Origin of the sequence: Aequorivita vladivostokensis (genome assembly GCF_000952855.1) — a bacterium.
GTDB lineage: Bacteria > Bacteroidota > Bacteroidia > Flavobacteriales > Flavobacteriaceae > Aequorivita > Aequorivita vladivostokensis.
Map to the genome: position 1 here is coordinate 512,638 of NZ_JSVU01000001.1, position 18,485 is coordinate 531,122.

Annotated in this window: 18 protein-coding genes and 1 tRNA gene; 12 read left to right on the forward strand and 7 right to left on the reverse strand. The window is 40.5% G+C overall.

What is annotated here, in order from left to right; all coding sequences use genetic code 11:
• Positions 1-116: 116 nt before the first annotated feature.
• The 3 genes from MB09_RS02300 (at position 117) to MB09_RS02310 (ending at position 1,389) form a co-directional block, all read left to right on the forward strand.
• Positions 117-566 (forward strand): GatB/YqeY domain-containing protein, encoded by a 450-nt coding sequence (locus tag MB09_RS02300; RefSeq protein ID WP_045079221.1) that lies wholly within the window; start codon positions 117-119, stop codon positions 564-566.
• A gap of 79 nt (positions 567-645) precedes the next feature.
• Positions 646-719 (forward strand) — tRNA-Arg (locus MB09_RS02305).
• A gap of 310 nt (positions 720-1,029) precedes the next feature.
• On the forward strand, positions 1,030-1,389 hold the full coding sequence (locus tag MB09_RS02310) for a SpoIIAA family protein (protein ID WP_045079222.1): 360 nt from the start codon (positions 1,030-1,032) through the stop codon (positions 1,387-1,389).
• 23 nt (positions 1,390-1,412) lie between these two features.
• Here MB09_RS02310 and MB09_RS02315 read toward each other — a convergent pair whose 3' ends face one another.
• Positions 1,413-1,853 (reverse strand): DUF1569 domain-containing protein, encoded by a 441-nt coding sequence (locus MB09_RS02315; RefSeq protein ID WP_045079223.1) that lies wholly within the window; start codon positions 1,851-1,853, stop codon positions 1,413-1,415.
• A gap of 128 nt (positions 1,854-1,981) precedes the next feature.
• Here MB09_RS02315 and radC point away from each other — a divergent pair, with 128 nt between their 5' ends.
• From radC to MB09_RS15375, 6 genes are read left to right on the forward strand one after another with little or no spacing between them, the layout of a single operon-like run.
• Positions 1,982-2,677 (forward strand): RadC family protein, encoded by a 696-nt coding sequence (gene radC / locus MB09_RS02320; protein WP_045079224.1) that lies wholly within the window; start codon positions 1,982-1,984, stop codon positions 2,675-2,677.
• A gap of 6 nt (positions 2,678-2,683) precedes the next feature.
• Complete coding sequence (locus tag MB09_RS02325; RefSeq protein ID WP_045079225.1) at positions 2,684-3,979, forward strand: DUF7033 domain-containing protein; 1,296 nt, start codon at positions 2,684-2,686, stop codon at positions 3,977-3,979.
• Entirely contained in the window at positions 3,969-4,658 is a 690-nt protein-coding gene (locus MB09_RS02330; RefSeq protein WP_045079226.1) for a YjjG family noncanonical pyrimidine nucleotidase, read from the forward strand. The genes MB09_RS02325 and MB09_RS02330 overlap by 11 nt, the downstream gene beginning before the upstream one ends.
• A 50-nt stretch (positions 4,659-4,708) precedes the next feature.
• Entirely contained in the window at positions 4,709-5,254 is a 546-nt protein-coding gene (locus MB09_RS02335) for a hypothetical protein (protein ID WP_045079227.1), read from the forward strand.
• A gap of 4 nt (positions 5,255-5,258) precedes the next feature.
• Positions 5,259-6,674: a DUF5723 family protein gene (locus MB09_RS02340; protein ID WP_045079228.1), complete on the forward strand. Its 1,416-nt coding sequence runs from the start codon at positions 5,259-5,261 to the stop codon at positions 6,672-6,674.
• Positions 6,671-7,462, forward strand: a complete 792-nt coding sequence (locus MB09_RS15375) for a hypothetical protein (protein WP_052671272.1) — start codon at positions 6,671-6,673, stop codon at positions 7,460-7,462. The genes MB09_RS02340 and MB09_RS15375 overlap by 4 nt, the downstream gene beginning before the upstream one ends.
• Here the strand turns inward: MB09_RS15375 and MB09_RS02350 are convergent.
• Complete coding sequence (locus tag MB09_RS02350) at positions 7,459-8,736, reverse strand: replication-associated recombination protein A (RefSeq protein ID WP_045079229.1); 1,278 nt, start codon at positions 8,734-8,736, stop codon at positions 7,459-7,461. The two genes, MB09_RS15375 and MB09_RS02350, sit on opposite strands and share 4 nt — an antisense overlap.
• A gap of 91 nt (positions 8,737-8,827) precedes the next feature.
• Here MB09_RS02350 and MB09_RS02355 point away from each other — a divergent pair, with 91 nt between their 5' ends.
• Entirely contained in the window at positions 8,828-9,610 is a 783-nt protein-coding gene (locus MB09_RS02355; protein ID WP_045079230.1) for a rhomboid family intramembrane serine protease, read from the forward strand.
• Position 9,611: 1 nt separating this feature from the next.
• Here the strand turns inward: MB09_RS02355 and rlmB are convergent, their stop codons facing one another.
• From rlmB to MB09_RS02380, 5 genes are all read right to left on the reverse strand, one after another.
• The gene (gene rlmB / locus MB09_RS02360) at positions 9,612-10,352 is read right to left on the reverse strand and encodes a 23S rRNA (guanosine(2251)-2'-O)-methyltransferase RlmB (protein ID WP_045079231.1); all 741 of its coding nucleotides are present in this window, start codon (positions 10,350-10,352) and stop codon (positions 9,612-9,614) included.
• Between the two features lie 245 nt (positions 10,353-10,597).
• Complete coding sequence (locus MB09_RS02365; protein ID WP_045079232.1) at positions 10,598-11,020, reverse strand: hypothetical protein; 423 nt, start codon at positions 11,018-11,020, stop codon at positions 10,598-10,600.
• A 25-nt stretch (positions 11,021-11,045) separates the two neighbouring features.
• Entirely contained in the window at positions 11,046-12,488 is a 1,443-nt protein-coding gene (locus tag MB09_RS02370) for a RagB/SusD family nutrient uptake outer membrane protein (RefSeq protein ID WP_045079233.1), read from the reverse strand.
• 19 nt (positions 12,489-12,507) lie between these two features.
• Positions 12,508-15,567, reverse strand: a complete 3,060-nt coding sequence (locus MB09_RS02375; RefSeq protein WP_045079234.1) for a SusC/RagA family TonB-linked outer membrane protein — start codon at positions 15,565-15,567, stop codon at positions 12,508-12,510.
• 120 nt (positions 15,568-15,687) lie between these two features.
• Positions 15,688-17,385, reverse strand: a complete 1,698-nt coding sequence (locus tag MB09_RS02380) for a POTRA domain-containing protein (protein WP_052671273.1) — start codon at positions 17,383-17,385, stop codon at positions 15,688-15,690.
• A gap of 186 nt (positions 17,386-17,571) precedes the next feature.
• Here MB09_RS02380 and rpsL point away from each other — a divergent pair, with 186 nt between their 5' ends.
• Both rpsL and rpsG read left to right on the forward strand, forming a co-directional pair.
• Positions 17,572-17,946: a 30S ribosomal protein S12 gene (rpsL, locus tag MB09_RS02385; RefSeq protein WP_014782632.1), complete on the forward strand. Its 375-nt coding sequence runs from the start codon at positions 17,572-17,574 to the stop codon at positions 17,944-17,946.
• A 61-nt stretch (positions 17,947-18,007) separates the two neighbouring features.
• Entirely contained in the window at positions 18,008-18,484 is a 477-nt protein-coding gene (rpsG, locus tag MB09_RS02390; RefSeq protein WP_045079235.1) for a 30S ribosomal protein S7, read from the forward strand.
• Position 18,485 lies beyond the last annotated feature (1 nt).

The window sequence follows — 18,485 nt, forward strand, 5'->3', positions numbered from 1 at the left end:
AATTTCTTAATTGAGTTTGGGCTTTTTTTATGTGTTTTTTCATCTTATAAAACTTGCAATAGTTTTTCGCATTTCGGCTGAATTAAGTATCTTCGTACGCTATTAAAAACAAAGGAATGAGCTTACAGGAAAAGATAATGGATGCAATGAAAACCGCGATGAAATCGAAGGATACCCAGTCTTTGGAGGCATTGCGTTCCGTGAAATCTGCCCTGCTTCTGGCACAGACCGAAACGGGTTCAAAGGCAGATTTGACCGAGGAGGAAGAGATAAAATTGTTGCAAAAGCAGGTAAAGCAACGTAAGGACAGTGCCGCTATTTATAAGGAACAGGGGCGCGAGGATCTTGCCGAACCGGAATTGGCCCAGGCAAAGATAATAGAGCAGTTTTTGCCAAAACAGTTAAGCGAGGATGAGGTGGGCAAGATTGTGGATGAAATCATTGCTGAAACGGGAGCTTCCTCTATGGCCGATATGGGAAAGGTAATGGGATTGGCCACCGCAAAAGTAGCGGGAAAAGCCGACGGCAAAACCATTTCCACCGCAGTGAAGAAGAAACTTTCCTAATTTCCAGTTATTGGTTAATAAGTTATTGGGTTATTAGGTTAATTTGATTCGAAACTAAATATTTTTGAACATTGAACACGGCCGCGTGGCGCAACTGAATAGCGCATCAGATTTCGGCTCTGAGGGTTGGGGGTTTGAATCCCTCCGCGGTCACGAATAAATGAAAGGAAGAAAAAAGTTTTGAGCTTGCTCAAAACTTTTTTCTTCCTTTTCATTTTCAATCCCCATAGCTATCGGGAGGAGCTTTTAGGGATGCACGTAGAGAATCCCATTCGTCAATTCGTGGTTAATTTCTAAGCTCGTCCAAAAAAACTTTCTCTCTCTCTTCCTATACCGTTTACGAAGAATCTCCAGCAAATTTTCCCACATTAAAAATGTGTTAATTAATACATCTTTAATATCGATAGCCCTCAATAATTTTTAACTTCAAATCTCAAGAAAAGTTAAACTTAAAATATACATTATGTTTACCATCGTGAACGGCCTTCCGGCAGATATTCTTGGAATCATAATCTCCGGAAAAACCACTGAAACGGATTACGACCAACTGAATCCATTAATGGAAAAACACAAAATGGAGCACGGCGAAATAAAGCTTTTTGCCGAAATTGACGAGTTAAATTATACCGTCAAGGCCATGTGGGAAGATTTGAAAACAGACCTACATTACTGGAAGGACATTAAAGCCGTTGCCATCGTGACCGATAAGGAATGGCTCGAAAAATCTATGGAAGCCTTTGGCGCTATTATCCCAGGGATGAAAGTCAAAGGTTTTGAGCTTTCCGAAAGACAGGAGGCAATAAATTGGCTAAAGGAACAATAAAGAGCCTATTGTTGGGCTTGATTCTATACGCCAAATTGCTGTAAATGGTGGTCCAAATGCTTGTATTGCATCTTGCCCCACTGCTCGGCAGAAAATTTCCCGAAAATAGGGTGGGGCTCCCATAGCGTTTGGTTTTTCTTGGTATGAAATTCAGCAATCAATTTTTTGAGCACTACTTTTTCCGTTGCAAAATCCTTGTCTTCCAAAACTCTAAATGAGCTTGCCGTCGGCAGGTTTCGCTTCCAGGGTTTGTCATTATATAATGATTTCTTGAATAAAAAGGCAAGCGGAAAAAACTGCTTTTTTATCTTCCCTTTTCCCAAGGCAACCTTTAGCGGTTCCTGACAATGACTTAACATTTGGCCCACGCTCATCTTGCCCCAAAGTTTCTCCGAGTTTGCGGAAAGGTTATCTATCCTGTCATTAATTTCGGAAAATGCGGCTTCTTCAAAAAGTGATTTCATATATAAAAATTTGCTTGGTTCCGAATATAAATTTATTCAATAAATATGAAATCTTCATTTAAGAATATTGTTTTCAATTTTTTATGCGGTTTGGGCATTCATTATTATCTTTAGTGAAAAGCTAAAGTATGGAAGAAAACAACTCCTTTTCCATAAAAAACTGGAACGAAGACGACCGGCCACGCGAAAAATTGCTGCTGAAAGGCCGAACGGCATTGAGCGATGCCGAACTGATTGCCATCCTGATTGGTTCCGGTAGCCGGAACGAAAGTGCAGTATCGCTAAGCCAACGTATTTTAGCTTCGGTCAGCAACAATTTAAGTGAATTGGGAAGGCTTTCCATCCCGGAACTGATGGAGTTCAAGGGCATTGGCGAGGCCAAGGCAATTTGCATAGCTGCCGCAATGGAACTGGGCCGAAGAAGAAGAACGGGCGAAGCATTGGAACGAAAAAAAATTACTTCCAGCAATTCCGTTTTTGAATATGTGCAGCCTATAATTGGCGAACTTCCGCACGAGGAGTTTTGGATACTTTATCTAAACAATTCAAATAAAATCATTAAAAGCGCACAGCTTAGCAAAGGTGGGATTACGGGGACGGTAGTAGATGTACGCCTCGCTTTTAAGGATGCGCTGCAGTTGGGCGCCGTGGGTATAATTTTGGCACACAACCATCCCTCGGGCACTTTGAAGCCCAGCCAGGCAGACATCCAGCTTACCAAAAAGCTAAAAACGGCGGGCGATAGTCTGGACATAAAAGTGCTGGACCACCTTATAATTACTGAAAAAGCGTACTTTAGCTTCGCCGATGAAAATATGATGTAACCCGCTATGTTGTTAATTTACGCCCAAAAGTCCACTCCCCGTATTTCCTATATTTTTAAGCATATTTGTCTGCGAATCTTGGGGATTGAGGTTGCGTTTACTTCTGAAATAGAAGAATTCATTGCTCACGTTGGCCCCAAAATTTCATACGGCAAGAAACCGTTGGGCAACGAACTTTTCTTTCAAAGTTATGGGCTTTTGGAGCAGCAAGGGCTTGAAGCGATTGACGTGTCGGTGAAAAAATGGGGCGACACCTTTGGCTTCTTTTCAGTCTCCAACAATAGTGCGCTTCCTTTTGACATTTTTGCCTCCAGCTTTTTTATGATTACGCGTTATGAGGAGTATCTGCCCCACGTAAAGGATGAGGTTGGGCGTTTTATGGCTTCGGAGAGCTTGGCGTTCAAGCACGGGTTTTTGCAGCAGCCCATTGTTGATATTTGGGCGCATTTGTTTAAGGCAAAACTTTTGGAAACCTTTCCCGAGATAGAATTTCCCGAAAAGAAAATCACCATCCATCCCGTAATTGTTGCCTCGCAACCGTATGCGTATAAGCAGAAGGGAGTATTCCGTTCCGTTATTGGGTATTTGGATAGTTTTTTCCACGGAAAATTTCGCAATATATTAAATAGGACCCAAGTTATTTTGGGCTTGAAGCGCGACCCGCTGGATACTTTTAAATGGCTCATAAACAAGGCCACGAGGAGAAATTTTAATTTGACGGTATTCTTTCTATTGGGCAATGCCCTGTCCTTTAACGAGAGTATGAACACGCACCGCCAAAAGTTTAAGATGCTCATCAAATTTGTGGCGGATTATAAAGAAGTAGGGCTTATTTTTTCGTTTGGGGCGTTGAGCAATTATGAAATTTTAAAAACCGAAAAGCGCCGAATGGAGGAAATAACAAACCGTGTGCTAAGCAGCTCCATGAATTCGGAATTTTTGGTAAACTTGCCCGATATTTATCGGCATTTGGTAGAGTTGGAGGTAAAGCGGGATTTTACGATGGTATTCCGGGACACTGTGGGCTTTCGCGCCGGAACCTGCACCCCGTTTCTTTTTTATGATTTGGATTACGAGATAAAAACGCCCCTGGTCGTACACCCCATAGCAATGACAACTTTGGCATTTCAGAAGAAATATGCATCAGATATTGAAAAAACTGTGAATAATACCATTGCTGCGGTAGAAAAAGTAAATGGAACTTTTACTATGATTTTTTCAAACAGCGACTTTTCTTCCGAGGAAAACAACAAAGTTTGGCGCAAGATTTTAGCTGAAAAATTACAGGAATATGCAGAATAATGGAATAACGGATGTCTTTTTCGATTTGGACCACACCCTTTGGGATTTTGATAAAAACTCAGGTTTGGCGTTTGAAAGGGTTTTCAGAAAACATAAAATTGAATTGCCCTTAGCCGAATTTTTAAAGGTATATGAACCCATAAACCTCGATTATTGGAAAAAATATCGCGAGGACCGCGTAAGTAAGGAACAGCTTCGCCGGGGTCGATTGACGGAAACCTTCGATTGTTTCAAATTGAAATTTCCATTGGAAACCATCGATTCGCTCGCCCATTGCTATATTGAAGAATTGCCCATCGACAACCATCTATTTACCGGGGCCGTTGACATTCTCGATTATCTTTCGGCCAATTATAGACTTCATATCATCACCAATGGGTTTGAGGAAGTACAGCATCTTAAACTTCACAACAGTGGTATAAAAAAATATTTCAGTACGGTAACCACTTCGGAAGAGGTAGGGTTAAAGAAGCCCCATCCTGTTATATTTGAAACTGCCCTAATGAAAGCTTCGGTTGCATCAACACAGAGTGTTATGATTGGCGACAGCTTGGAAGCAGATATTATTGGGGCCCAAAAAGCGGGAATGCATACTTTGTTTTTTAATTATCGCAATGAAATGGTTACGGCACCACAGTTTGCCATTAGCGAACTTTCTGAAATTAAAAAGCATTTGTAGTAATAATCCTGCATAAAAGTGCGTTAACAACAGGTAAATTATCCCCACATATGAATAAAACCCTATCCCGTTCCATAATTATGGTCTGTGCTTGCCTATTTTTAACGGCCTGCATAAAGGATACTGATTTTGACCAAGCCGAAGATATTGCCCTTACCCCAGTGGTTGAATTGGACTTAATATATTTCAATTTAGACGCCAGACAGTTTTATGACACTATAAATTCAAACCCCGTACTTACCGTTACAGACACTACCGAAATTAAATTCCTGGATGATAGTACCCTTCAGGAAAGCTTAAAGCGTGCGGAGTTCTATTTTAAGTTCACGAACGGTATTCCCAGAAATTTCCAAGTAGATTTTCAGTTTTTAAATGAAGCAAACGATACAACCTATGTGGCGGGAACCTCTGTTTCTGAAGGCTTGCCCACGGCTCCCGTGATTACCGAATATATTGAAAACGTTGAGGGGGATGATATTCTTCGCCTTACTCAGGCCAATAAGGTTGTGGTTTCCGTAACCATAGCCTCTTCCGAAGAAAATTTGGAAGGCATTTTAAATCTAAAATCCAAAACAACCTACTTTTTGGAATACTAATACCATGCGAAATTTATTTACCTATATATTTTCCCTCGTGGGATTATTTGCTTTTTCCCAAAATAAGCAAATACTCTACGGTTTTGACGACATTCCCCAATCGCTGATGTTGAATCCCGGCAGCGAGGTTACCCAAAAGAAACATTACGGAATTCCTTTTTTATCACAAATCCATTTCAATGGCGGGTCGTCGGGCGTTTCGGCTTATGATATTTTTAAGGATGGCAATGACAATATCAACGACCGTATTACGCGGCAGTTATTTAAAATGAAACATACCGATTTCTTTACCGCTACCCAGCAATTGGAACTTATCAATTTCGGTTGGCGAGCAAAGAACGAGATTTATTTTTCCGGAGGTATTTATCAGGAGTTTGACTTTATCGTCTATTTTCCGAAAGATTTGGCCGTACTCGCCTGGGAAGGAAACCGGGATTATCTGGATTATCCTTTCGATTTGGGGGAAATATGCACCACAGGCGATTTTATGACAGTATATCATTTTGGGTTGAATAAACAGATTAGCGATAAACTAACCGTGGGTGGGCGATTGAAGCTGTATTCGAGTATGTTCAGCTACCGCAGTGTAAACAATACCGGAAGTTTCGTGACCCGATTGGGAGATAACGATTCAGAAAATATTTACGAGCACATTGTTCAGGATGCTGATGTTAGTGTTCAAACTTCGGGCTACGCGTCCTTGAGGGATTTAGATGGTGCATCACAAGTAACCAGTGAAATCTTGGGCCGTGCCTTTTTTGGAGGAAATATTGGAGTAGGGGTGGACCTGGGTTTTACTTATGATATCAACGAGGCATTAACACTTTCAGCCAGTGCGCTTGATGTGGGTGCAATTTTTCATTCAAAGGATGTGGAAAGTTACCGAGCGCATGGAACTTATACCTTGGACGGTATTAATTTAATTTTCCCGCCATTGAGCGAAGGAGATTCCACACTTCCATATTATGACGACTTGGAGGATGAAATAGAACGCGAAATTCCTATTGATACGCTTTACAATTCATACACACAGTTCCGCCCGGTAAAAATTAACGCGGGGCTTAGTTACGGTTTTGGAAGGTTCAATAGCTCAGGGGCCTGTGATTGCCTGAATATGGATGGAGGCACACTTCATAAACAAAACGTGGGACTGCAATTTTACGCAATGCTTAGGCCCAAGGGGCCGCAAATGGCGGGAACCCTTTTTTATCATAGGAGACTTACGGAATATCTTTCGGCAAAGGCTACATATACTGTAGATTCCTATTCCTTTTCAAACGTGGGCTTAGGGGTTTCTGCGGATATTGGTACGGTTAACTTTTATCTTGCCGCCGACAATCTTATCGCGTACGGTAATTTGGCAAAGGCAAAAAGCGTATCTTTACAATTAGGATTTAACATTGTAATAGACGAAGAATGACCCGATTTTTACTGCTTTCCCTTGCGCTTATCTTTTCGGTGGGTGCTGCCGCCCAGAATACAAACCTCAGTGATTACAGTTACGTTGTGGTTCCCGAACAGTTTGATTTTTCTAAGTCCAAAGACCAGTATCAATTAAACTCTATGGCAAAATTCTATTTTGAAAAAAGTGGGTTTAATGCCTATTTGGCAGATTCGGCTCCCAATGCCAACCGTTGTGATGGACTCTACGCCAATGTGGAAGAACTTAAAACATTGTTCGGAACAAAGCTTCAAGTGGTTCTGAAAGATTGCAACGACAATGAAATTTATAGAGGCCAAGAAGGAAAAAGCAAGTATAAGGAATACGACAAAAGCTATCAGGATGCGCTGCGCAAGGCTTTCAGTAGTGTAGAGTTGCTGAATGTTAAACAAAGAGAGGTTGTGTTGTTGGGCACTGCGCAAGTAGCTTCTTCCGAAGAAAGACAGCCGAAGTCCCAAATATCTGCATCTTCAAAACCGAAAACTTCCATGGTTTCGGGCAATTTGCTTCCCGATGCAAAATTTTCAAACTACAGCCATGAAGGAAAGACATTTCTGCTAAGAAAAACTTCAGAAGGGTATTCTTTATACGAAGAAACTGCCAGCGCTGAGGACGGATTGATGCTAAAGGGAAAAATAATAATAATGGACAACGTGGTGAAATTTTTGGATATTTCGGGAAAAGTTGCCAATGCCTCCTTTGATGCTTCCGGCAATCTATCAATTAGTGATGGCGCGTCAACCACTGTTTATACTTCCGTGAATTAAAAATCGTATTTGTCCTGCCAGAGCTGTTTCAAATAACTTTTTAGGGAATTTTCCTTGGGATTGTTTCCGGGTTTGTAAAATGTGGTGCCCTTAATTTCTTCGGGCAGGAACTCGTGGGGAACAAAATTGCCTTCGTAATTATGGGCATATTCATATTCCTTTCCATAGCCCAATTGCTTCATAAGCTTTGTAGGCGCGTTTCTGATAGATAGCGGCACCGATAAATCTCCCGTTTGCCGAACCAGCTGTTGTGCCTCGCCAATTGCTTTATACGAAGCATTGCTCTTCGGGGAAGTTGCCAAATAAATGGCACACTGGCTTAAAATGATGCGTGCTTCGGGATAGCCGATAGTATTCACCGCCTGAAAAGTACTGGTAGCAAGCAAAAGGGAGTTTGGGTTTGCCATCCCAATATCCTCGGAAGCCAATATCACCATTCTTCGCGCAATGAACTTGATATCTTCGCCACCCTCAATCATCCGGGCCAACCAATAGACGGCCGCATTTGGGTCGCTACCACGAATGGATTTTATAAATGCGGAAATAATATCGTAATGTTGCTCGCCGGTCTTATCGTACAGAACCGTATTTTTCTGTGCTTTCTGCATTACCAAATCATTCGTAATGGTGAGTTTATCGGCTTTTTCCGATAGCACAACCAACTCCAAAATGTTTAATAACTTGCGCGCATCACCGCCCGATAGACGAATTAGAGCTTCGGTTTCCTTTAGGGTCACTTTTTTTTGGGAAAGAATTTTATCTTCCTTTAAAGCTCTTTTCAATAGAGCTTCCATATCTTCACGACTGAAAGATTCCAATACGTAAACCTGACAGCGTGATAATAATGCGGGAATTACCTCAAAACTGGGATTTTCTGTAGTAGCACCAATAAGGGTAATCCATCCTTTTTCTACAGCGCCCAAAAGTGAATCCTGCTGCGATTTACTGAAACGGTGAATTTCATCTATAAAAAGAATGGGGTTTTTGGTGGAGAAGAGGTTGTCGCTTTTCTTTGCTTTTTCAATTACTTCCCGAACCGCGGCAACGCCACTATCCACCGCGCTCAGGGTATAAAAAGGCCTGCCGCTTTTATTGGCAATTATATTTGCGAGTGTTGTCTTGCCCGTGCCCGGAGGCCCCCAAAAAATCATGGAGGGAATCATCCCCGTTCCCAATTGTGAAGTGAGGGAACCTTTGGGTCCCACCAAATGCTGCTGGCTTAAATAACCTTCGAGGGTGGTGGGGCGGATACGTTCGGCGAGGGGTGCGTTCATAGTTTTTCAAAATTACAATTTTAATAAATCGCTTTCACTGACAATTTATCATAAATTTGGACTTGGGAGTGTTTTTTGTAAGCAGAGCAATATGTCACAGCAAAACCAATTAAAATTTAGCCCCGAGGTTTTTGGGTATCCATTACTCTTTGTATTGGTTCTTTGGATTGTATATTGGGTTGAGGCTCGTTTCAATATAAACTTTAATCCTTATGGAATTTATCCGCGAACCGTATCAGGCTTGCGGGGCATTATTTTCAGTCCTTTTATTCACGGCAGTTTGAAACATCTTTTTAACAATTCAGTTCCGCTATTCGTTTTGACGGCGGCGTTATTCTATTTTTATAGGGATATACGCTGGAAGGTCTTATTATTAGGGCTTTTATTTACTGGCATAGCTACTTGGGCCATTGGCAGGCCATCGCTTCACATTGGGGCGAGTGGCGTGGTATATCTACTTGCTTCTTTTTTGTTTTTTAAAGGAATTTTCTCAAAACAGTACCAGCTTACTGCCTTGGCGCTGGCGGTAGTCTTTCTTTATGGAGGAATGCTTTGGTATGTTTTTCCCGTGAACCCCGAAATATCTTGGGAAGGACATTTGTCGGGTTTTTTCGTAGGCTTTGTTTTTGCATTCCTTTTCAGGGGAAATCCTATTGAACGGAAGAAGTACGAGTGGGAGCGGGAGGATTATATTCCTGAGAACGACCCGTTTTTACAACAGTTCGATGACGATGGGAATTTTATCGGACCACCCAAAGAACAAGAAAACCTCACACAACAGACTTCTGAAAAGGAGCCACTATCTGATGAACGGAAAAAAACGGTAAGAATAGTATATAGTTTTAAGAAAAACGCAAAGGACAATTTAGAATAGACTATAAGCGCCTCTGGCGGGTAACCTCGTATAAAAAAGCGCCACAGGCCACCGAAACGTTCAAAGAGTTAATTTCGCCCAAAAGGGGTAGGGAAGCTCTTTCATCCACCAAGTTGAGTACCGATTTTGAAACCCCCTTGCCTTCAGAACCCATAATGATAGCCAAGGGTTTCTTTAGATCTAAGGAATAAATTTCGGTCTCGGTTTTTTCGGTAGCAGCCACGGTGGAAATACCAGAACCTTGAAGATAAAATATTGCGTCTTTGATATGCTCTACTTTGCAAATGGGAATTTTAAAAATTGCGCCTGCAGAAGTTTTTACCGTATCACCGGAAACGGGGGCTCCGCCAGATTTTTGAAAAATCACGGCATCAACGCCGGTACATTCGGCAGTACGAAGGATTGCTCCAAAATTGCGGACATCGGTTATTTGGTCCAAAATCAGAAATAGCGGTGTTTTATCGCTTTCCAGCGCCCGCTCCACGACATTTTCCAAAGATTGAAAGGCGACCGGCGACGTAAGTGCAACAATGCCTTGGTGGTTTCCTTTGGTAAGCCTGTTGAGTTTCTCGAAAGGAACTATACTGACTGGAACGTTCGCCTTTTCCAAATCTTTCATAAGGCTCGTTATTTTGTCATTTTCTGCTCCTTTTTGAATATAGACTTTGTCAAAAACCACGTTTGATGCCAAAGCTTCTTTTATGGGGTATATTCCGAAAATGGTGTTTGTTCTGTCGCTCATAACTATTATTTTAATGCAAATATAATTCTACCAAGAGAACTTCGGTCTATATTCGGATTATTTATCAGCGATGTAACTGTATAACGAGAATGCTATTTAAAGCCTTTGTCTTAAAGTTAAACCACGTTGCAAGTTTTATAATAAATAGAATATGTCCGTTACTGCATAATTGCTTTTCAAAAAAAGGGGTAAAAGAAAAGAGGCTATTCAATTTGAATAGCCTCTTAATTTAAATAAGTAACAGCTTACTTGTATATCTGAGCGGTAAGTCTACCTCCAGATACAATGCCATTAACAGGGTCAACCTGAAGTGTTAATGGAAGTTTCTCTTCAGTTAGAGAAACATCAATACCAGTAAGTACAAATTCTGCACTTCTTTGATTGGCTAGGATTACAATGGTCGGATCAAAGGAATAATTCTCTGGTGCAACCTCTGTTTCTTCTGCAACAACGGATATGGTAAAAGTTCTGTCAACGCTTGAAACATCGGAAACGAAGATATCTACGCTCTTATCTCTTGTTCCCCCATTGGGTACTTTTATATTCGCATTTGCAAGGGTAAATCCAGCGATGGTAGCTCTATTGACGTCGTAATCATCATATGTTTCACAAGATGAAACAAAGAGCGTCAATGTTATAATTGTAATTAATATTTTAATTTTTCCCATTTTCTTAATATTTATAAGTGATAAATTAATAACCTGGATTTTGAACTAGATTAGGGTTTTTGTCTATAGAAATCTGATCAAAAGGAAGTTGAAACTTATAACTACCGGCTGGTAGGTTTAATTCCTCTGACGGTGTTCCTGATCCATCTGCGTTATCTCCGTCTGAAGTTCTTGTAATTGATAATCCCCATCTTTTCAAATCAAAAAAGCGTTGATATTCAAAAGCAAATTCCAGACGTCTTTCTAGTCTAATTGCGTCACGCAATGCGGTACCAGTTTCGCCGCTAGGTGGAGTTGTGTATCTTCTAGTTCTCACCGCGTCCAGAGCAGTTCTTGCTGCGCTTTCATTGCCTAAATTGTAATAAGCTTCGGCTTTATTTAGTTGGGCTTCGGCAGCTCTAAATATTTTATAATCAACGATACCGTCAGTGTTATTAGGCCTTCCAAGCAACTTTTTAATACCATTTACTGGATCGCCATCTGCTACACCTAAGAATATATAGGCGTCTTTACGGATATCGTCAGCAGCATAAAGGTTTGTTAATTCAAAAGAGGCTACGTATTCTGGAACGAGAGAGTTGATACCACCTTGGCTCCAAGTAACTCCGATGTTATTACCGAGAGTTCCCGATTCATTAGGGATAGAGAAGACTAGACCAGAATCGCTTGTATCTTCCCATACACCCACTACATCCGCTCTAGGAGCAACTGGTGTAGTTACCTGATTGGCCGCATTAATGGCATTTTGCCATTGACCCATATACAGGTATACTCTTGATAAAAGTAGATTAACCGCTTCTTTGCCCATTCTTCCAGCTGGATTAACATCGTTGATATCAGCAACTGCTTCAGTCAAATCAGTAACGATTTTGTCATAAACAACACCAACTGTTTCACGAGCTGGCTCTATTTCCGGATTGTTTTCGGTTACATATGCTACGCCTAAACTTCCATTAGCATCTCCTGATTGAGTAGGAATTTTCCCATAGTATGATACTATGTTGAAATGAGCAAGAGCTCTTAGGGCTTTTGCCTCAGCCACTATGTTTGCTTTGTTCTCACCTTCATAGTTTTCAGCGTAGAACAACAATTGATTTGCTCTAAAAATCAGTCTATATGCTCCACGATACATACCACCAACACTTCCACCTGCAGGTGTATACCTCCAGTTGTGCAAAATTGATTTTGTAGTTCGGCCCGATTGAGACAAAGTCACGTTATCTGATAATACATCAGGCGCCGATAACATTGATCCAGCATCAGAACTACTGTACAATGCAACAAACTCTGGATTGTCGATTAAAGCTGAGTAAGTTCCTCTAATAGCATTTTCAAAATCCTCAGAGGTTACAAAGGCATTATCCGTCGCAAATTCATCAAAAGGTAATTGGTCCAATTCATCATCACAGGAAGTAAACCCTCCTATAACCAGGGACAATACCAACATTTTATATATTACTTTTTTCATTTTTGTTTTTTATTTAATATTAGAAACTTACATCAAGACCTACTTGAATAGATTTGGTGTTTGGATAGCTATAAAGAGTTATCTCACCAGGAGCAACAGTATCTGCAAAATCAATGGTTTCTCCAGAGGAAATACCTACTTCTGGATCTCCCCAGAATTTACTGAAAGTTAACAAGTTTTGTCCTTGTGCGTAGATTCTCAGCGTACTTATAGGAGTTTTTTCTAAATATTCTCTTGGGAAAGTATACGAAAGTGTAATGTTTCTCATACGAATATAATCACCTCTTTCCAAAAATCTATCTGAATTTACAGCTTGTTCTTCAGTATAAAGTGGACTAGGTAAAACATCAGTGTCACCTGGTTGTTGCCAGTAATTAAAGGCTCCAACTGCTTGGTTATCTGCAACTGTATTACCGTTGCTACCATCACCATAGTAGTTTTGCTTAACAACATTATTTACCCAATTTCCATATTTGAAAACAAAGTCAGTACGTAGCCCGATACCTTTATAAGATATGTTGCTGAAGAAACCACCTTCTTTATCAGCTATGGTAGACTTCCCTTGTAATACTCTATTCTCTCCTTCAGGAAGTGTGTCAAAGAAATAAACATTATTGTCAGCTCCGTAGTATTGTGGACGACCGGTAGCTGGATCAACTCCTGCGTATCTTACCAAGTAATGTTCATTAATTTTTGCACCTTCACGGAATAAGATGTTAAATGCATTAGGGGTTACATCTTCTCCGTCAGGAAGACTTATGATTTCATTATCTAAGAATATAATGTTTCCTCCTAGAGTCCAAGTAAAATCTGCAGATCTAAGGATATCACCTTGTAGTGCAATTTCCAAACCTCTGTTCTCGATTTCACCTAAGTTACCGGCAATTGAACCTACACCAGCCTCATCTGCACGTGGAATTAAAAATAACAGGTCGGTTGTGTTTCTAACAAAGTAATCAGAAACTCCTCTTAAACGATTGTTGAAGAGATTGAATTCCAAACCAATGTTTTTTGTAACTGTAGTTTCCCATTGTAATTCAGGACTACCAATATTCGCGGGAGCTGTAGAAGAGCCACCAGGATATGGTGAAGTTCCAAAGGAAACAGTACTCTGTGAGTCATAACGACCAATACCGTTTCTGTTACCTACAGTACCGTAAGAAGCACGTAGTTTTAGTAAATCAACCCAAGATACATCAAAGAAACTCTCTTTGGCGATATTCCAACCTAAACTGAAGCTATAAAAACTACCGTATTTATAATCACTCCCAAAACTTGAAGATCCATCACGTCTGTATGAGGCTGAGGCCAAATATCTTTCTTTAAAATCGTAATCGGCAAATGCACCATAAGAAACTAAAGTTAATCGGTTTCTGAAGGTTTGACCGTTTCGAAGGTCACTACCGTTTACTTGAGTTGTCAATAAAGCTGAAGGAAACCCTCTGTTGTTTATTGTATAGCTATTGTTCTCGTTCAAGTTAAATTCATAAAGACCTAAAACGTTCAAGTTGTGCTTGTCATTAGATAGGTTGTAGTTTAATCTATTGCTAATGGTTAAATCCAAACGTTGGATGCCTGAATCCGTCTTACTTCCACCGCCTAAATTAATAACATCATCCAATGCACCGCCTGGTTGAGCATAATATTCTCTTCTGCGATTAAGGTGGCTTACCGCAGTACTAAATGTATAGCTAAAGTTTTTATTAAATTTAACTGTAGCGTCCACATTTGCAAGGGTCTGGTTTTCAATGGCCGATTCAACGTCGGTCAAAATTGCCTGTGCAACAGGAAATCCGGTGTGTGTAAGGTTGTAAACTGGATCACCGTTTTCATCAATAAGGGGATTGCCATCTTCGTCTAATACAAAAACAGTTTCATAAGGACTATAGTCATAAGTTGCGCGGAATGCGTTTTGGGTATTGTTTCTATCACGTGGTTCGTCGCTGAAACTTCTTGAATATCCAACATTTACCCCTAAAGTCAACCATTCTTTCGCATCAAAATTTACATTCAATCTGCTCGAAAGTCTTTCGAAACCTTTGATATTGTCAATAATACCTGTGTTTTTATCATTAGATACCGAGAAGTAATAATCTACTTTTTCTGCACCTCCGGAAATAGCTACACTGTTGTTCTGAAGAACACCTTCTCTTAACAGATAATCTTCCCAATCAACTTGGTTATCTATTAATTGCTGACGCTCAGGTGAGCCAGGCGCAGTTGTAACTCCAGGAAGTCCTGAGGCCGATGTAATTCCAAGAGCGTACATTTCTGCCTCGTACTGCATTTTCTGCTCTGCATTCATCATGCTGAAGTTTCGGTTTATTTGAGATGTAGTTCCATATCGTGAACTGAATCGCACTACGGCATCTTTATTTCTGTTACCGTTCTTTGTTGTAATAACCACAACACCGTTGGCACCACGTGATCCATAGCGTGCAGTGGTTGCAGCATCTTTAAGGATAGTGATATTTTCAATATCTTCATTGGCTATGTTGCCAAGATCTTCTTCTCTAATAGGAGCACCGTCCACAATATACAATGGCGATGAAGCTCCCGCAACAAGAGATCCTGTTCCACGAATACGAACAAAAGCACCCTGTCCTGGCTTTCCGTTGGCAGCAGTTACCTGCACACCCGCGGCTTTACCTTGCAGCATATTATCTATACTGGTGGTAGGGGCCATTTGGGAAAGTTCTGCAGCGGAGATTGACACTACTGCTGAAGTTTGCACTGTTTGGTTTCTCGTAGAATAACCGGTAACGACTACCTCACTCAGGCTTTCACCCGGTTCTAAAGTAATGTCGATTTTATTCTGGGTACCTACTTTTACTTCCTTGGTGTCGAAACCTACATAACTAAAAGTCAAGGTCTGGCCCACATTTGCTGAAATGGTATAATTACCATCAAAATCTGATTGGGTACCAGTACTTGTTCCTTTGATTATAACGTTTGCACCAGGCAATGGCAGACCTGTATCGTCCGTCACCGTACCTGTAATAGTTTTTTGCTGTGCGAAGGTAAGCTGCACAACTAACGCTAATAATAGCGTTAAAATTCCACTAAACTTTGTTCTCATTTTTATAAATTATTTGAATTAGCCAACGGCAAAAATCATAATAAAAAGTTAATTACACAAGTATTTGCTCCCAATTTTTGCGTTTATTTAAAGAATAGAGCGCCCTAGCGATATGATTCATTAAAATTTTGAGGAAATACTGATATGAATTTTTGTATTTGCAAAACTAAAACTGGAGTCCTGAGTGCTTCCGTTGGCTATATTAAAACGAAAGAGACCTGCCATCGTGTTTAAACCAAGACCAAAACCGAAGCTATAAAGGTTCTGTTGCAAAGAAAGGGTCTTGTTTTCAAAATATCCTAAATCGATAATGCTGTGCGCATATATATCTTCACCAAATAGATAGCGATATTCAGTGCTTAGTACAGTGTAGAGCGAAGCGTCAATGCTGTTTTCGTCAAAACCTCTAATGCTATTGATTCCACCGAAACGGTACAATTCATTTACCAAATAATTTTCGCTGAAGAGCACGCCCGTTTTATTTTGAACGAAGATCGAGTTTCTATAATTGAGATTAAAAATATTGTTGAGGGTGGTTTCGACACCTAGCTGGTCTTCAGGTTTGTTCTCATTTTTGCGGGAGCCTATACCCGCATCTAAGAGTATGGCAGTTTTAACAGGGAATAATTTTCGATTCTGTGGTTTCAGATAGCCGCCACCCAATATAAAGAACCGGGAGCTAAAATCCTCGATAGGTGCTCCGGCAATTGCCTCGTCTAGCAAATTGCTTGATTCGTAGCCTTTGTATCCAATGTATACCGTGGATCTCGGATCAATTTGATACGTGGCGCGTACTTGTTGCTCCGTGGTAATAAAAGTGCTGTCTCTCTTAAATATCTTCAGCTCTCCGCTTAGCCCAAAAGGGGTGCTGAATAAGTAGGGTAGGGTAAGTTTGGTCCGAAAATTTATTTGTTCTTTCCCGTCTGCTTTATAGTTAATGATCAACTGTTCGCCATAATTTAAGTTATTGTTGAGTTCTAGGTTCAAGTATCCGTTAAAGATTAATTTTTGGGTTTCCTCATCGGTTGCAAAGCCTAAAATTCCATCAAATAGGTTGTTGTTCTGTTTTTCAAGATAAAAATAGACCGTAGTAGAGTCTTTTCTAAATAAAGCTTCGGGCGGTTTTACCGTTGAAACGAAGCCCAAGCTATTTAGGTTTTCACTTTGGGTCACCAGTTTTTTCTGATTGAAAATTTTTCCCTTTCGAATGCCAGCGTAATATCTGAGATACGACTTTGGAAACTTTTCGTAGCCTTTTACTACAATGGAATCTACCGTGCGCACAATTCCGTTGTCAACAAGGAGTGTCGCAATTAACATGTCCGTGTCATTTTTTTCAAACTCCGAAAGTCTTAATCGCGCAAAAGCATTTCCTTTTTGGTTTCTTAGTGCGGTCAGTTTTCGTAAGGCAAGGGGAATTGTTTCAAAAGGAAGTATAAAATAGAGATCGGTAATTTCCGAAGCGACTCGTTGCAGCTCTTTTTTGGAAAAATCTTCTTCGGAATAGAAAACCTTCAACTTGCTGTATTTCTTCCCAAGAAAAAAAATTGCGGAATAGCTGGTGTCGTTTTCTTTCTTTAATTGAAGCAGTTCACTTTCAATAAAACCCATCCGCTGCAGTTTCAGATAGGTTGTGTCCATTTCATTTTTAAGGGAAAGAAAGTCTTTAAAGGAAGTTTTGATACGGAGTGAGTCCTTCATCTCTTCCGATATGGGCCTTTCGGCTGCAATGGAAAGCGTGAGTTCCTGTGCTCTTAAACCCGAGAAGCAGCAGGTATATATATTAAGGTAAAAAAAAATGAAGAGAATTCTTTTCAAAAAGGGTGATATTTGCTGTGTAAAACTAACGCTTCAAGTTGGTGTTTCATATTCAAATGGAAAAAATAATGAAACTATGCTGAAAATTAATTCACTATGGTTTGATTAGTAAAAAAAATATTCTACATTTGCATCCCCTAAAAATAGGGGTGTTTTATTTTTAAACAGTAATAATACATATTTTATATGCCAACAATTTCACAATTAGTACGTAAAGGAAGGACCAAAATAACCAAGAAGAGTAAATCGGTTGCTTTGGATTCGTGCCCACAGCGTCGTGGTGTTTGTACGCGTGTATATACTACTACACCTAAGAAGCCTAACTCTGCAATGCGTAAAGTAGCAAGGGTAAGACTTACAAACGGTAAGGAAGTAAACGCATACATCCCGGGCGAAGGACACAATCTCCAAGAGCACTCGATAGTATTGGTTAGAGGTGGAAGGGTAAAGGATTTGCCAGGAGTTAGGTATCACATTGTTCGTGGCGCGCTGGACACCGCAGGTGTTGCAGGCCGCACGCAACGTAGATCTAAGTACGGAGCAAAACGCCCAAAGAAGTAAAAATGAAAACGGGTCGAGAATAAATTGAAAAAACATATTCTTAGCCATTAACAAACAACACATGAGAAAAAGACAGGCCAAAAAAAGACCACTTTTACCAGACCCGAGGTTTAACGACCAGTTGGTTACGCGTTTTGTAAACAACATGATGTGGGACGGAAAAAAGAGTGTGGCTTTCAAAGTTTTCTACGATGCAATTGACATTGTAGATGAAAAGAAACAAGACGAAGAAAAAACTGCGTTGGAGCTTTGGAAAGATGCACTTTCCAATATTATGCCCCACGTAGAGGTGCGCAGTCGTAGAGTGGGTGGGGCAACCTTCCAGATTCCTATGCAAATTCGCCCAGACCGTAAAATTGCAACCGCAATGAAATGGTTAATTACCTATTCAAGAAAAAGAAACGAGAAATCCATGGCCGCAAAACTTGCCGGTGAGATTCTTGCCGCTGCCAAAGAAGAAGGCGCCGCTGTAAAGAAACGTATGGATACTCACAAAATGGCAGAAGCTAACAAAGCATTCTCACATTTCAGATTCTAAA

Coding starts and splice junctions, on each gene's coding strand:
- MB09_RS02335 (WP_045079227.1), top strand. CDS start 4,709: ATGAATAAAACCCTATCCCGTTCCATAATTATGGTCTGTGCTTGCCTA.
- rlmB (WP_045079231.1), bottom strand. CDS start 10,352: ATGAGCGACAGAACAAACACCATTTTCGGAATATACCCCATAAAAGAA.
- MB09_RS02375 (WP_045079234.1), bottom strand. CDS start 15,567: ATGAGAACAAAGTTTAGTGGAATTTTAACGCTATTATTAGCGTTAGTT.
- MB09_RS02300 (WP_045079221.1), top strand. CDS start 117: ATGAGCTTACAGGAAAAGATAATGGATGCAATGAAAACCGCGATGAAA.
- MB09_RS02370 (WP_045079233.1), bottom strand. CDS start 12,488: ATGAAAAAAGTAATATATAAAATGTTGGTATTGTCCCTGGTTATAGGA.
- MB09_RS02325 (WP_045079225.1), top strand. CDS start 2,684: ATGTTGTTAATTTACGCCCAAAAGTCCACTCCCCGTATTTCCTATATT.
- MB09_RS02350 (WP_045079229.1), bottom strand. CDS start 8,736: ATGAACGCACCCCTCGCCGAACGTATCCGCCCCACCACCCTCGAAGGT.
- MB09_RS02340 (WP_045079228.1), top strand. CDS start 5,259: ATGCGAAATTTATTTACCTATATATTTTCCCTCGTGGGATTATTTGCT.
- rpsL (WP_014782632.1), top strand. CDS start 17,572: ATGCCAACAATTTCACAATTAGTACGTAAAGGAAGGACCAAAATAACC.
- MB09_RS02365 (WP_045079232.1), bottom strand. CDS start 11,020: ATGGGAAAAATTAAAATATTAATTACAATTATAACATTGACGCTCTTT.
- MB09_RS02315 (WP_045079223.1), bottom strand. CDS start 1,853: ATGAAATCACTTTTTGAAGAAGCCGCATTTTCCGAAATTAATGACAGG.
- MB09_RS02355 (WP_045079230.1), top strand. CDS start 8,828: ATGTCACAGCAAAACCAATTAAAATTTAGCCCCGAGGTTTTTGGGTAT.
- rpsG (WP_045079235.1), top strand. CDS start 18,008: ATGAGAAAAAGACAGGCCAAAAAAAGACCACTTTTACCAGACCCGAGG.
- MB09_RS02310 (WP_045079222.1), top strand. CDS start 1,030: ATGTTTACCATCGTGAACGGCCTTCCGGCAGATATTCTTGGAATCATA.
- radC (WP_045079224.1), top strand. CDS start 1,982: ATGGAAGAAAACAACTCCTTTTCCATAAAAAACTGGAACGAAGACGAC.
- MB09_RS15375 (WP_052671272.1), top strand. CDS start 6,671: ATGACCCGATTTTTACTGCTTTCCCTTGCGCTTATCTTTTCGGTGGGT.
- MB09_RS02330 (WP_045079226.1), top strand. CDS start 3,969: ATGCAGAATAATGGAATAACGGATGTCTTTTTCGATTTGGACCACACC.